Origin of the sequence: Gordonia sp. (in: high G+C Gram-positive bacteria) (assembly GCF_020438995.1) — a bacterium.
Lineage (GTDB): Bacteria > Actinomycetota > Actinomycetes > Mycobacteriales > Mycobacteriaceae > Gordonia.
Genome location: NZ_JAGQTN010000159.1, coordinates 15,843 through 29,251, shown reverse-complemented (window position 1 = coordinate 29,251; position 13,409 = coordinate 15,843). Strand labels below are relative to the sequence as shown.

The window sequence follows — 13,409 nt, the reverse complement described above, 5'->3', positions numbered from 1 at the left end:
CGCAACCCAATCCATTCACGAAATTCAGGAGTACCGATGCACATCCGTCCATCGATCGCCATGACCACCGCGACAGCCGCGGTCGCCGCATCCGCGCTGGTGGGTGCCGCCGGCGCCGCGATCGCAGCCCCGACGGTACGCACACCGACCGGGACGCTGCCCGCCGACTACCGGGTCACCTCGGCCAAACCGTCACTCAAAGAGCTCGGCAACATCGTCACCTTCCTGGTGGCCACCAACGCCTCCGACCGGGCCAAGGCCGCGAACGTCGAGGGCGGCATGAACGCGGTCGTGGTGCCGAAAACCGTGTACCGGCTGGGCCTGTTCCGCCCGCCGCGCGGCTGGCACAACGTGACCGGACCGCTTCGGCAGCAAGGCAACAGCGCGAAAGCCACCCTCAACAGCGGCTCGACCGGCCGCCCGACGATCCGTCTGACGATCGAATTCAAGAAGCTGGACGGCAACTGGAAGCTCTCGGCAAAGTCGCTGTGCACCGGCGTCAAGACCGTGGGCCTCAACGTCTACTGCAACCGGTGACCGCGGCGGCCCCGCCGGGAATCCTCGTCGACCGCATCGGTGTGCGCCTGGGTCGCCGCGAGATTCTGCGCGAGGTCACCCTGACAGCTGCCGCCGGGCAGATCACCTACCTGCTGGGGCGCAACGGAGCCGGGAAGTCGACGCTGCTCCGAGCGATCGCCGGAATCGTGCCGCTGTCGTCGGGTTCGATTTCGGTGAACGGCGGCGAGGCGGCACGAGCGGCACGACCGCTCGCCGAGATCGGCACGCATCTACACTCCGACGGCTTCCATCACGGTCACACCGGTGTTCGCCATCTTCGCTGGCTCGCAACGGCTTCCGGCATCGACCAGGACCGAGTGGAGACAGTACTCGACATTGCTGGGCTGACGCCGTTCGCCGGTGACCGTATTTCCGGATACTCACTGGGTATGCGGCAGCGGCTCGGAATCGCCGGGGCTTTGCTCGGTGACGCACCGACGCTGGTACTCGACGAGCCATTGAACGGACTGGACATCATGGGGATTCGCTGGGTGCGTGGGTTACTCGCCGAACTCGCCGCCGAAGGACGGTCCATTCTGGTGGCCTCGCATCTGTTCGATGAGGTGCAACGCAACGGCCACCGGGTCGCCGTTCTCGACGGGGGCCGGATCGTCGCCGACACACCGATTGCCGATTTCGTCGACGGCCACCGCTCACTCGAAGACGCGTATCTGGTTGCGATCGGAGAAGCCCGGTGATCACTGTGCCGGCCTCCGTGAGCCGGATCGGCAGAGCTGTTGCCGCCGAACGGATCCGCACCGGCGGACGACGCGGCCTCCTGTCCACCGTCGTCCTGCCGGGCGCGGTCATATTGCCGTTGCTGGTCACCGCGGTGGTGGCCACTGTGTCCGAACACTTTTCGACGATATCGACCGACGTCGAGGTGGTGGCCGTGGGCACCACCAACTCGGTCTACTGGATTCTGACGTTCACAGTCACCGTATGGTGTTGTGCGGCAGCGTATACGCAGAGTGCCGCCGAACGCGGCGACGTCGGCGACCTCGGGCGGATACTGTTTCCGCGATCCGGGACGACCGTCGCCGCCCGGTGGATCTTCTACGGCGGCGGGGCAGCGATCTGCGCTGTCGCCCTGGCGATTCTGACGATGATCGCACTGCCCGTCTTCTACCCCAATGTGTACGGCGACGTCGACCTGGTTTCCGCGGAAGGTCTGCGGTTCGTGCTGACGATCCCGATGTATGCCGTTTCAGCAGTGGGTATTTCGCTCGGTGTGGCCGCTGCGATCGGCAATCCGGCGGCATCGGTGGCGGTGCTGCTCGGCTGGGTGTACATCGTGGAGAACACGGTCGCGCTGATCCCGAACGGCTACACCATCCAGGGATATATGCCATTCCTCAACGGCGTGTACGGCACCGGGCAGGAGATCGTGGTGATGCCGCCGTGGGGTGTCAACGGCGCACTCGTCTACTGCGCCGGTATCGCTGTCCTGATGTTTGTGATCGCCTGCTGGGCATCACGATTGCGACGTCGCTGACGCATGGATGCTCACGTCCGGACCGGTCCGCTTCCGGTTTCCCCGCCGGCACGGGTTTCGTCTGCGACGTCGTCGCCGGGGTGCGACCAGTCACCGAGGACGGGCGGTGCCACCAGCGGCATCGCACCCACTGCCTCGGAGCCGTTGTCGGTGGTGTGTAGGTAGCCCGCGGACTTGTGCGCCTTCTTGTCGTCGCCCGAACCACCGGCCCTGGCAGCAGGCGCCATCGGGCCGGACGCCAGTGGTCGGGCACCTGTGTTCACCGGCCCGGAAGCTGTCGTCGGCACCGGTGACGTGCCCGTGATGGATCTGGGCGGGAGTGTGGTCGGCGGAATCCCGTTGACCCGTGGACTTCCCACCGGCGTTCCGGTCGGTGACCCGGTGGGATTCGCGGGCAGATTCAGGCCGGAGTACGGCACCGGTCCGGCGAGATTCGGGTCGGTGACATCGTGGTCCGGGTTGTGCGCGGCGGGATCGTCCCGGCTGTCGGCGCCCGGCGTGCCGTTCGGCCGGCTCTTCTCATCCTGATTCGTTTGCCACACAGTACTGTTCGGCAATTGTCCGGTTGACGGGGTGGCGCGGCTGGTCGTCCTGTTGTCGGCGGTGGTCTGATTGTCCGCAGCTCGCACCGGTGTGGGTGTCGTGGTCGTCCTGGTGTTGCTCGGCGTACCGGTGGGGTCGGTCGTCGCACGGGACGTGGTGGTCGGGCCGCTGTTCGTCGGCGTGCTGGTTGTCGGCGTGCTGGTTGTCGGTGTGCCGCCCGTCGTGGTCGTCAGGGGTGTAGATATGTTGCCGTACGGTGTGTTTGATGTCGTCGCGATGGTGGTATCGCCGGTCGTCGACAGAAGATCCGTACCGGCGGTCGTCGCCGTGTTCGCGATCCAACGATTTTGTACGATTCCCAGGACAGTGTCCGTGTGCACGTCGATCTCATTCATCGGATCGGTGTACGAATAGTTCATCAGACGCTCCACCGACGCCCGGACCTCGATAATGGAGGCCGTCTTGGTCTCCGCGTCCCTGCGCATCGACTCCAGGAGCGGGGTCTCCTTCGACGTGGCGGCGACCACATCCGCGGCCGAGGACATGGCATTGCTGGTCACCGCAGCGACGTCGGAGTCGGTCAGGATCAATTCTCCCAGTTCACGTCCCGCCGAACGACCGGCATCGGCACCTTCGCCGCGTGCGTCGCCCCCGGCGAAGCTCTCGATCATCGAGTCGCCGAGTTTCCCTGCCGCCGTAACGAGTTCGTTGAATGCCTGCGTGTCGCCGGATGCGCTGCCGCCCGACATCGTACCAACGACACCGATCACCTCACCGATACTCATCGCCGACCATGGGCTCCGTGCCGCCACCGCATCCCCCGATACCAGTTGTCCACAACATCTGTCCACAGTCTGGACAACGGCGACCATACCGTGTTCACTGCTACGAGTTAAGTCAACTATCAACACCTTTCGTACGGTGAAGATGGTTCACGATCGACGCTACCTGCGCCAGTCGTGTACGGGGGTGACCGAGCGCAGGGGGACGCTATGGCAGGCGACGAGGATAAACCGGACGGGCAGCACTACTCGTTCACATCCGAGCAGGTGTTCCAGTTCACCGAAGCCTGGTGGAAAGAACGGGGACTGGTGGCACAGCACGTCGGCGACGAACTCGACCTTATCGCCGATCGCGCGAAGAGGTTGTTCGTCTTGAACCACTTCGGCGACTGTGTTGAAGGACAGTACATGCATGCCATGTTTCGCAACAACATCAACGAGTGGGTCGCGAGTCTGCAACTTCGCGCCGCGTCGGCGAAGAATCTGGCTTCCGCGTGCTCCGACGCAGCCAGGACCCTCGCCGTGACCGATCAAGAATCGGCTGTAATCATCACAGAAACGTGAGCCGAACCTCAATGGCAATGCCACCTATAGACAGTCCCGATGACATCAGACGCGGCAACAGCTCGCGCCCGCTTGCGCTGGCAATTGTCGGCGTCATGTGCATGCCATCCGGCTGTTCGGTCGACGGTTCACCCACTGCAACAGTTGATTCCAGAGTAGGAGTACCCGGATCGAGCATTCGTCAAACCGATGCCCGAGGAGTCGCACTCCCATTCGTGACTCCGTTCCCGGACCGCTGGTCGACAAATAATGACGGAACCACCTACGAACCCTGCACCGCTCTGACCGACGCAGAGCTCGGCGACGCAGGACTCGACCCCGCCACCGCTATGGATGTAGCGGTCGCCAACCACCAGACGGCGAGAGGATGCATCTGGTACTTTCACGGAGGCCCTGACGCCGGATTGCTCTCGCACGCTACCGGAAACCGCCCTACCTTCGAGCAGGATATGAAGGATCGTGGATGGTACGAAGTTTCCTACGACATCTCCATCAAGGGGCGACTCGTTCTCGTAGACTCCAGAGATACAACTGACTGCATGGCTACCGTAAAGTCCGGTAAATCACCAGTGATCGTGGGCACGAGCAAACTCTTCAAGCCCATCGGCCGAGAGGCCGTCTGCCAACGGGCGATCGATTTCATGAAACGTGTCATCGACCGAATGCCGCCACCAGAGTCGTAAGTCCCCGATCACATACAGCACCACCCCATGTCCGAGATTTGCTGATCAGCAACAGAATTCAAGGTCAAGATCATCAACCTGTCAATTTGTGACCACCGTCACCAGTTTCGATATTCTGTATTCCTAAGACAAGATCGCGGACCTTGGAGCGGCAAAACTCTGCATAGCGGCGATTCTGGACAGACGCGCATCAGTAGTGTTTACTAACCCACACGATCAGTTGTCACAACGTGATTTCGGGTCGGGGAGAAATCCGGGGAGATAGGGCGGGCGGTGACGCCTGACACATCGGTGGGGCGGCAGACGCAGGGGGTATCGACGAGTTCTCGTCGATAAGTGCGGTGCCGACATAGACGGCGCCGCGCGCCGGCCATCGGGGGCGTCATCGTCCGACCAGTTATCTCCCGAAAGATCGACGGGTTGTCGAATCATTCAGTCGGGCAGCAGTTTACGTGCCCCGGGCCCTTCCTTGCCCAGTCTGTCACCCGGATTGACGTACGGACACGTCGTCAGTGACAGGCAGCCACAGCCGATGCAGTCGGCGAGATTGTCGCGCAACGCGATCAGCCCGGCGATGCGTTGGTCGAGATCGGCGCGCCAGTCCTCTGCCAGGCGAGCCCAATCCTGTTTGGTGGGCGGCCGATCGTGCGGCAGGTCGGCGAGCGCCGCTTTGATCCGGGCCAGCGGAATGCCCAATGTCTGCGACGCCCGCACGAACGCGACGAGACGTAGGGTGTCGCGCCGGTACTCCCGCCGGTTCCCCGAGGTGCGTCGACTGCTGATGAGCCCGTACTCCTCGTAGTAGTGCAGCGTTGACACCGCCACCCCGGCCCGCTGGGCGACCTGTCCCGGTTTGAGCCACAGTCCCTCGGGCACGATCCGCTCTTTCGACAATTCGCTTGACATCAAGTGCACTTGATGAAGTGAACTCTACGGCATGAGCAGAATCGAGGTCGGCCGATGAGCATGGAATCCGTGGCGTGGGACGTGATGTACAAGTCGTCCCACACCCCCGACGACAACAAGACGCGACGGGCGGACCGGCGCGCCACCACCCGCCGTATCGGTGGATTCGCCCGCCCCCACCGGCGGCGGATCGTCGTGTTTCTGGCGCTGTCGGTGCTGATGGCCGTCCTTACCGTGGTCACGCCGCTGCTGGCGGGACGCGTCATCGACCTGATCACCGACGCCGATTCGTCGGCGGGCGGCGCGATCGTCGGACTGGCCGTGGTAATCGCGCTGATCGCCGTAGCAGAGGCTGTCACCGGAATCGGGGCGCGTTGGTTGTCGGCGAACATCGGCGAGGGCCTGATCCTGGATCTACGTCGCGCCGTCTTCGATCACGTACAACGTATGCCGGTCGCGTTCTTCACCCGCACCCGCACCGGTGCCCTGGTCAGCCGCCTGAACAACGACGTGATCGGGGCGCAACGAGCGTTCAGCGACACCCTTTCGGGGGTGGTTTCCAACTTCGTGACCCTCGTCCTGACACTCGGGGTGATGCTGGCGATCAGTTGGCAGATCACCCTGCTGACGCTGATCCTGCTGCCGGTGTTCGTGCTGCCCGCCCGACGGATGGGCCGGCGCATGGCCGGCCTGGCACGGGAGAGTGCCGAGTACAACGCACGGATGTCGACGCAGATGACCGAACGGTTCTCCGCACCCGGCGCCACCCTGGTGAAGCTGTTCGGCCGTCCCGACCGCGAATCCGCAGAGTTCGCGGACCGCGCGGATGCGGTGCGCGACATCGGAATTCGTCAGGCCATGCTGCAAACCTACTTCTTCAGCGCACTGATGCTGGTGTCGGCGCTGGCGCTGGCGCTGGTGTACGGCCTGGGCGGCTGGTTGGCTGTGCACCACCACCTTTCGGCCGGCGCGGTGGTGTCGCTGGCGTTGCTGCTGACCCGGATGTACGCACCGCTGACCGCGCTGGCCAACGCCCGCGTCGAGATCATGAGTGCGCTGGTGAGTTTCGAGCGGGTCTTCGAGGTCCTCGACCTCGAACCGCTGATCCAGGATAGACCGGATGCCGTGGACGTCCCCGGGGTCGGCGACGGCGTCTCGGTGCGGTTCAACGACGTGTCCTTCACCTATCCGGCCGCAGACAAGGTTTCGCTCGCCTCTCTGGAAGAGGTTGCGCAACTGGATAGCCGGGGCGGAACCACGATCCTGCACCACGTCGACCTCGACATTCCGGCCGGGAAAATGGTTGCGCTCGTCGGCAGTTCCGGCGCCGGCAAATCCACCATCGCATCGCTGGCGACGCGGCTCTATGACGTCGACTCCGGGGCGGTCACCCTCAACGGTGTCGACGTCCGCGACCTCACCGGCGCCTCGGTGCACCGCACCGTCGGCATGGTGACACAGGACGGTCACCTGTTCCACGACACCGTCCGCGCAAATCTGACGCTGGCCCGGCCCGACATCCCCGACGATGAACTGTGGGCCGCGCTGCGCCGGGCCCGGCTGGACGAACTGGTGCGGATGCTACCTGACGGTCTGGAAACCATTGTCGGAGAACGTGGATACCGGCTCTCCGGTGGTGAGCGGCAACGCCTGACGATCGCCCGGCTGCTGCTGGCCAAACCTGCCGTCGTGATCCTCGACGAGGCCACCGCACATCTGGATTCGACATCGGAGGCCGAGGTCGCCGACGCCCTCGCCGAGGCACTCGCGGGGCGGACGTCGCTGGTCATCGCGCATCGGCTCTCCACGATCCGGGCCGCCGACGAGATCGTCGTCATCGAGGACGGACGCGTCGTTGAACGCGGTGATCATCCGGCCCTGCTCGAACGTGACGGTCGCTACGCGCAGCTGTACCGGACCCAGTTCGCGCGTGCATGAGGCGGTTCTACAGAGAGCGGTAGTCGCGCACCGACATTCGGGGGCCCTTGCGTTGCGGCCACTCGCCGTACCGGACGCACAGCCGGACCACCCGGCCCCGTTGTCCGGCAAAGGGTTCGAGGAGTTCGAGCATCCCGGCGTCGTCGACGGGGCTGCCGGCTAGCGTCTGCCCCACGACTCTCGGGATGTGGAAGTCGCCCACCGGCACCGCATCCGGGTCGCCGACGGCCCGCATCCGGGTTTCGGCCGCCGTCCACGGCCCCACACCGCGCAGCACCGTCAGTTTGTCGGGGTGGCGTTCCACATCCATCGATGTTGCCCCGCGGATCGTGCGCATCCGTACCGGTTCGATACCGCTGCGATGCCACTCCCACGACGGGATCTGCGCCCACACCTGCGGTGGCGGCGGCACCCGCATCGATGCGGCGACCGGTCCGGGGGCGGGTTCACCGAAGCGCCGCAACAGATATCGCCAGGCGCGGAACGCCTCGGTACCCACCACCTTCTGTTCGAGGATCGCCGGTACCAGCGCCTCCCACACCCGGCCGGTCCGGCAGATCCGGAAACCCCGGGCCCGGTGGACAAGTCCGTTCACCACCGGATCGTCGGTACGCAGTTCTTCCGGATCATCCAGTGCTCCGATAAGTTCCGGAAAGTGCTCGACCAGCCAGGGCCCGCCCGGACCCCAGCCCGTTCCCCGCACACCCTCCGGTACGGCCAGTAACCGGAGGGTTCCCGGACCATCTGGGGTGTGGGACGCCCGCCAGACCGACCCGTCGGGCGCATACCGCATCGCGGGATCCCCCGACCCCCGGTGCAGACACTCGACTGTTCCCCGAATATCCAACACCCACGGAGGCACCCAGACCCTGCTCACCTCATTCACCCGAACCCCCGAACAAAAACCGCCCTCCACGACTGCGGCGATGCGTATCTGCATCCGCCGCGTTGTGGAGGGCGGTTTTTGTACCCGATCACAGATTGATCATGTGCCCGATAGCCCCGTGGAAGGTCTCCTGGAGAGCCTCAGAAAGGGTGGGGTGCGTGTGGACGTTGCGGGCCAGTTCCTTGGCGGTCAGGTCCCACTTGTGGGCCAGGGTCAGCTCAGGCAGCATCTCGGAGACGTTGTCGCCCACCAGATGTCCGCCCAACAGCTCGTCGGTGTCGGCATTGGTCACCAGCTTGACGAAGCCGGCGGTGGCCGCCAGGCCCTGCGCCTTGCCGTTGGCCGAGAACGGGAACTGGGTGGCCTTGACGTTGTAACCGGCGTCCTTGGCCTGCGCCTCGGTCAAACCGAACGAGGCGACCTGCGGCTGGCAGAACGTGGCACGCGGCATGAACCGGTAGTCACCGAGGGTCATCGTCTCCGCGCCGGCCATCGTCTCGGCGGCCACCACTCCCTGTGCCTCCGCGACGTGCGCGAGCTGCAGCTTGGCGGTCACGTCACCGATCGCGTAGATGCCGTCGACATTGGTGCGCATGTAGTCGTCGATCGCGATGGCGCCGCGTTCGGTGAGCTGCACACCCGTGCGCTCCAGGCCGAAACCGTCGACGCGGGGCGCGAAACCGACCGACATGAGCACCTTGTCGACGGTGAGCGAACCGTCGTTGCCCGCCTTGTCCTTATAGGTGACGGTGACCGAATCGCCGTTGTCGGTGACCGTCTGCACACCGGTGGAGGTGAGGACCTTCACACCGAGCTTCTTGTACTCCTTGGCGATGACCTTGGAGACGTCCACGTCCTCGTTGGGCAGCACCCGGTCCATGAACTCGATGATGGTGACGTCCACGCCGTAGTTGGCCAGGACATACCCGAACTCCATACCGATGGCGCCGGCGCCGACGATCACGATCGAGCCGGGCAGCTCACGGGTGAGGATCTGGGTCTCGTAGGTGACCACGTTGTCGGACAGTTCCACGCCCGGCAGCAGCCGGACGGTGGAGCCCGTGTCGATGATGACGTTGTCGAACGTGATCACCCGGTCGCCGACGGTGATGGTCTTGGCGTCGGTGAACACCCCGTACCCGTCGATCTCGGTGATCTTGTTCTTCTTCATCAAGAAGTGGACACCCTTGACGATGCCGTCCGAGACCTTGCGGCTGCGGTCGAAAGCGGCGCCGAAGTCGAAGGTGGCGGTACCGGATATGCCGAACGTCTTGGCCTCGTGGTTGAAGACGTGCGCGAGTTCGGCGTTACGCAGCAGCGCCTTGGAAGGAATGCACCCGACGTTCAGGCACACACCCCCCCAGTACTTTTCTTCGATGACGGCAGTTTTCATGCCCAGCTGAGCCGACCGGATCGCAGCCACGTACCCACCTGGACCAGCACCCAGGACAACTGTTTGGAAGTGTTCAGACACGCCCCTACCCTACGTCCGTCGCCTTCGGTGGCGCAGGAGTCCCGCGTACTCGGTAGTAGCTTCTTTCCGCACCCGGCGAAGTTGTGACATCGGCGGGCGGGCGGGGCATCGGCAGGCGAGTGCAGGTAGTTTGTTGTGGTGCCCCTGCACTCGGACGACCTCGACTGGATCCGCGGCCACTCGCTGCGTTTTCTCGCCGACCACGGGATCGAGGCCGTCGCCGACGACGCGTCGGATCTGTGTTGCGCCGACGGCACGGTGTACCGGTTCGAGGAGATCGTCCGGCTGTGCGCCTCGACGTCACGCGGCAACTGGGCACAGGCGATCAGCGGTCACCTCGACGCGCTCCTGGCCGTCCGGTCCGAGCCCCGCGTCGACGAGATGACCGCAGCCGAGCTCGAAACCCAGGTCAGGGCGCGTGTGCTGCCTACCGCGAGCATCACCGCATCGACCACCGACCTGTCGTACGCGCGGCCCCTCACCGACGATCTGTGCGTCGTGCTGTGCGTCGAACGTCATCGGGCGTCGTACCCCGGCCGCGCCACGCGGATAGGTTTCCGGCCACCCGGCACCATGGCGGACGACGCACCGACCACCCGGTTCGCACCGTTGACCAAGCCCGGTTCGTCGGCGAAGGCGGTACTCGTCGACGAACCCCGCACCGACCGGTTCCCGGCCGCGCACGCCATCCCCACCAATCCGTTCCGGGTCATCTCGCTCACCGCCACACCCGACGATCACGACGACGTGATGTACCTCGACGCCGCGCAGGTGGCCGCGGGAGGCGCCGATCGGCTGTTCGCCATCGGCACCAAGAACACCGACGCCGAACCCCTCGACCGGATCGCCACCTCCACCGACAAGTCGCTCAAGGCGCTCGGCGGAGCGTCGGTGTTCGTCGCGTCGAGAATCCTGACGATGCGCTCGCTGATCGCGCACGTCTACTGCGGAAAATCAGCCCACCACGGGGTGATCTTCGGCATCCCCGACCGGCACCGGATCTTCATGCACCGCATCTCCAACCCCTCGGCGGTCGCGGCGATCAACGAACTCGCCTCGATCACCGCCCAGCACCACGAGAACACCACCGACGGCGTCTCCCCGAACATCTATCACTGGTACCGCGACCGGATCACCCGCATCTCCCGGACCGAGTCCACCGAACAAAAGCTGTCCATCACCATCACTCCCGGCCCCACCCTCACCGACATCCTCAACGCTCTGACGTGAGCTCCCCCGCACCTCGACCGTGAGACGACATTCTCCGGATATTCCCTCCCGTGAAAGCGCGGTTGCAATCGAGTCGTCAGGACAATGCGGCGCGGTAGCGTGCGACTGGTGAAGCTGCACGAATCGGCGACGTTGTCGGTGTTTGCGGCGGCTGTCTTGTGGGGGAGCACGGGGTTGGCTGCGGCGTATGCGCCGACGGTGAGTCCGCTGGTGATCGGGGCGGTCGCCATGGGCGGGGGCGGACTGCTGCAGGCGATCGTCAATGCCAGGGTCTTGCTCTGGCACCGAGATACGTTGACGCGCAGCGTCGGTGTCATCGCATTCGGGGCGGTGTGTGTCGCGATCTATCCGTTGGCGTTCTATACGTCGATGCGGGTGGGTGGCGTTGCACTGGGAACGGTGGTGTCGTTGGCATCGGCGCCGATGGCCTCGGCGATCATTGAACGCGTACTCGACGAGCGGGCACTGACCGTGCGGTGGATGATCGCGTGCGCAGTCGGTGTCGTGGGCAGCGCCGCGCTGTGCATGACGGACGGTGACGGAGCAGCGGCGTCATCGGTGCCTGCGGGTGTCGCATTGGGTTTGGTCGCCGGTGCCACATATGCCGGATATTCGTGGGCGTTGCGCCGCATCATCAACCGCCGCATTCCTCGTGGTGCCGCGGCCGGCGCCGTGCTGGGTGCCGGTGGGGTGCTGCTCACACCGATCGCCACCGCCGGACTCATTGTCACCGACAGCATTCCCGCCGACGCCTGGCTGGTGCTCGCGTACCTCGCACTGGTGCCGATGTTCGTCGGTTACGTACTGTTCAGCCGTGGACTGGCCGGGATCGACGCCACCACCGCCACCACCGTCACCCTCGTCGAACCCGCCGTCGCGACAGTGCTGGCCGTGCTGATCCTCGACGAACACCTCGGGCTCATCGGCTGGTCCGGGATGGCGCTGCTCGGGCTGGCGTTGCTCATCCTCGTCGCGCCCGGGCGGCGATAGGCGGCCGCGAATCACTGGTGTGAACAGCGGCAGCAGCGCCGCCGTATTTCCTTTGATCGCCAACCGCAGGTACTTGTGCCCGAAACCGGACAGTTGCTGACCGCGTTATGCGGAACAGTGGGGGCATGGAGATACGACCGGCATCGAACTTCGACGACGTCCGCACCCTGGTGGGACCCAAACGGCCCGACGCCAACGTGTGCTGGTGCCTCAGTTACCGGATCCCGTCGAAACAGAACCTCGCGATGCGCGGACTCGAACGCGGCGAGTTCGTGCGTGACCTGTGCAGCCGGCAGACCGCGCCCGGGGTCCTCGCCTACGACGGCGGCGACGTCGTCGGGTGGGCCGCCGTCGCACCCCGCGCGGACACCACCTTCGCCCGAAACCGCAAGATCCCCCACATCGATGACCAGCCCGTGTGGTCGCTGTGGTGCGTACGGGTGCGGCCCGGCTTCCGCAAACGCGGCATAGCCGCACCGCTGATCGCCGGCGCCGTCGACTTCGCCCGCGACCACGGCGCCCCTGTCATCGAGGCCTACCCCGTCGACAACGGCAACGACCGCGTCAACATGACCATGGCCTACGTCGGAACCCGAAAGATGTTCGAACAAGCCGGATTCGAGAAAGCCGCCGACACCACTTCGGTGATCGACGGCTTCCCGAGAATCATCATGCGCCGGGCGCTGTGAAGCGCGATGTGACTGACCGCGGCACTCCAACGTCATATAGAGATGTTCGCGTCGAGCACAATCCGCTTCACGCTCACGATTCAGTCGGAACCTTCCGGCTCGCTCGGCGTGCCGCACTGAATTGGGCGACGATATCGTCCTCGCTCACGCCCCGTTCAACCATGAGCGCGCGCAGCTTGTCGACTGTCAGTCTCCGAAGACGGTGACCATGGCGGGGCGGACGGAGCGGGGGCCGACGCGCAGACCGGGGCGGATGGGGTCGGCGACGGTGCGGGGGGTGTCATCGGCGGTGGCGGGGCGGACGTCGACGGCTTCCATCGTGGAGACCTCGAAGGGGTCGCCGACCGACGGGGTGATGATCTCGCCGCCGCGGCCGGTGATGAGGCGTTCGAGGCTGCCCGCGATGGAGGCGAAGGCGGCGTCGCCGGAGCGGGCGCAGGCGTCGGCGTCGACGAAGACGGCGAACAGTTCCACAAGCAGGGGCAGGTCGGGGCCGGAGGTGCGGGCGCGGTCGGCGTCGACGAGTTGGTCGAGGGTCTGCGCCTGCCTGACCACCACGCGGGTCAGGTCCTCCACGCGTTCGGCGAGTTGTCGCAACTGGTCGTCAACGTCTGTCATCTGCTCAGAGTAGCGCCGCCGCGCACCCCTGCCGTTGGGCGTTTTGCGCTGTT

Annotated in this window: 14 protein-coding genes; 9 read left to right on the top strand and 5 right to left on the bottom strand. The window is 65.1% G+C overall.

Translation table 11 applies throughout. The features are described from left to right. Window positions 1-36 precede the first annotated feature (36 nt). The 3 genes from KDB67_RS11670 to KDB67_RS11660 are packed head-to-tail and all read left to right on the top strand — an operon-like array spanning window position 37 to window position 2,053. Complete coding sequence (locus KDB67_RS11670; protein WP_291015889.1) at window positions 37-537, top strand: hypothetical protein; 501 nt, start codon at window positions 37-39, stop codon at window positions 535-537. After that, complete coding sequence (locus tag KDB67_RS11665) at window positions 534-1,256, top strand: ATP-binding cassette domain-containing protein (protein ID WP_291015888.1); 723 nt, start codon at window positions 534-536, stop codon at window positions 1,254-1,256. The genes KDB67_RS11670 and KDB67_RS11665 overlap by 4 nt, the downstream gene beginning before the upstream one ends. Beyond that, entirely contained in the window at window positions 1,253-2,053 is an 801-nt protein-coding gene (locus KDB67_RS11660; protein WP_291015887.1) for an ABC transporter permease, read from the top strand. Before KDB67_RS11665 ends, KDB67_RS11660 begins: the two co-directional genes overlap by 4 nt. A gap of 11 nt (window positions 2,054-2,064) precedes the next feature. Here the strand turns inward: KDB67_RS11660 and KDB67_RS11655 are convergent, their stop codons facing one another. Continuing rightward, window positions 2,065-3,381, bottom strand: coding sequence for a hypothetical protein (locus tag KDB67_RS11655; RefSeq protein WP_291015886.1), 1,317 nt, complete (start codon window positions 3,379-3,381; stop codon window positions 2,065-2,067). Between the two features lie 207 nt (window positions 3,382-3,588). Between KDB67_RS11655 and KDB67_RS11650 the strand changes: the two genes are divergently transcribed. Then, window positions 3,589-3,942 carry a hypothetical protein gene (locus KDB67_RS11650; RefSeq protein WP_291015884.1) on the top strand — a complete coding sequence of 118 codons (354 nt, stop codon included), beginning with the start codon at window positions 3,589-3,591 and terminating at the stop codon, window positions 3,940-3,942. Window positions 3,943-3,953: 11 nt separating this feature from the next. Beyond that, on the top strand, window positions 3,954-4,625 hold the full coding sequence (locus KDB67_RS11645) for a DUF3558 family protein (RefSeq protein WP_366852154.1): 672 nt from the start codon (window positions 3,954-3,956) through the stop codon (window positions 4,623-4,625). Window positions 4,626-5,057: 432 nt separating this feature from the next. On the opposite strand, the gene soxR is transcribed toward KDB67_RS11645, so the two are convergent. After that, window positions 5,058-5,531, bottom strand: a complete 474-nt coding sequence (soxR, locus tag KDB67_RS11640) for a redox-sensitive transcriptional activator SoxR (RefSeq protein WP_291015882.1) — start codon at window positions 5,529-5,531, stop codon at window positions 5,058-5,060. Between the two features lie 54 nt (window positions 5,532-5,585). On the opposite strand from soxR, the gene KDB67_RS11635 reads away from it, so the two are divergent. Beyond that, on the top strand, window positions 5,586-7,469 hold the full coding sequence (locus tag KDB67_RS11635) for an ABC transporter ATP-binding protein (protein ID WP_291015881.1): 1,884 nt from the start codon (window positions 5,586-5,588) through the stop codon (window positions 7,467-7,469). Window positions 7,470-7,476: 7 nt separating this feature from the next. On the opposite strand, the gene KDB67_RS11630 is transcribed toward KDB67_RS11635, so the two are convergent. Continuing rightward, window positions 7,477-8,355, bottom strand: coding sequence for a 3-methyladenine DNA glycosylase (locus KDB67_RS11630; protein ID WP_291015933.1), 879 nt, complete (start codon window positions 8,353-8,355; stop codon window positions 7,477-7,479). Window positions 8,356-8,443: 88 nt separating this feature from the next. Beyond that, a complete protein-coding gene (lpdA, locus tag KDB67_RS11625) occupies window positions 8,444-9,829 on the bottom strand; it encodes a dihydrolipoyl dehydrogenase (protein WP_291015879.1) in 1,386 nt (461 codons plus the stop codon). A 138-nt stretch (window positions 9,830-9,967) separates the two neighbouring features. Here lpdA and KDB67_RS11620 point away from each other — a divergent pair, with 138 nt between their 5' ends. The 3 genes from KDB67_RS11620 to KDB67_RS11610 all read left to right on the top strand — a co-directional run bounded on the left by KDB67_RS11620 (window position 9,968) and on the right by KDB67_RS11610 (window position 12,738). After that, window positions 9,968-11,059, top strand: a complete 1,092-nt coding sequence (locus KDB67_RS11620) for a hypothetical protein (protein WP_291015877.1) — start codon at window positions 9,968-9,970, stop codon at window positions 11,057-11,059. A gap of 108 nt (window positions 11,060-11,167) precedes the next feature. After that, complete coding sequence (locus KDB67_RS11615) at window positions 11,168-12,049, top strand: DMT family transporter (RefSeq protein WP_291015875.1); 882 nt, start codon at window positions 11,168-11,170, stop codon at window positions 12,047-12,049. Window positions 12,050-12,174: 125 nt separating this feature from the next. Further along, entirely contained in the window at window positions 12,175-12,738 is a 564-nt protein-coding gene (locus KDB67_RS11610; protein WP_291015873.1) for a GNAT family N-acetyltransferase, read from the top strand. A 186-nt stretch (window positions 12,739-12,924) separates the two neighbouring features. Here the strand turns inward: KDB67_RS11610 and KDB67_RS11605 are convergent, their stop codons facing one another. Then, the gene (locus tag KDB67_RS11605) at window positions 12,925-13,356 is read right to left on the bottom strand and encodes a nucleotide exchange factor GrpE (RefSeq protein WP_291015872.1); all 432 of its coding nucleotides are present in this window, start codon (window positions 13,354-13,356) and stop codon (window positions 12,925-12,927) included. Window positions 13,357-13,409: the final 53 nt, after the last annotated feature.

What these genes read in the sequence shown, in the direction of transcription:
- KDB67_RS11670 (WP_291015889.1), top strand. Translation starts at nt 37, where the DNA reads ATGCACATCCGTCCATCGATCGCCATGACCACCGCGACAGCCGCGGTC.
- KDB67_RS11655 (WP_291015886.1), bottom strand. Translation starts at nt 3,381, where the DNA reads ATGAGTATCGGTGAGGTGATCGGTGTCGTTGGTACGATGTCGGGCGGC.
- KDB67_RS11650 (WP_291015884.1), top strand. Translation starts at nt 3,589, where the DNA reads ATGGCAGGCGACGAGGATAAACCGGACGGGCAGCACTACTCGTTCACA.
- KDB67_RS11645 (WP_366852154.1), top strand. Translation starts at nt 3,954, where the DNA reads ATGGCAATGCCACCTATAGACAGTCCCGATGACATCAGACGCGGCAAC.
- soxR (WP_291015882.1), bottom strand. Translation starts at nt 5,531, where the DNA reads ATGTCAAGCGAATTGTCGAAAGAGCGGATCGTGCCCGAGGGACTGTGG.
- KDB67_RS11635 (WP_291015881.1), top strand. Translation starts at nt 5,586, where the DNA reads ATGAGCATGGAATCCGTGGCGTGGGACGTGATGTACAAGTCGTCCCAC.
- KDB67_RS11610 (WP_291015873.1), top strand. Translation starts at nt 12,175, where the DNA reads ATGGAGATACGACCGGCATCGAACTTCGACGACGTCCGCACCCTGGTG.
- KDB67_RS11605 (WP_291015872.1), bottom strand. Translation starts at nt 13,356, where the DNA reads ATGACAGACGTTGACGACCAGTTGCGACAACTCGCCGAACGCGTGGAG.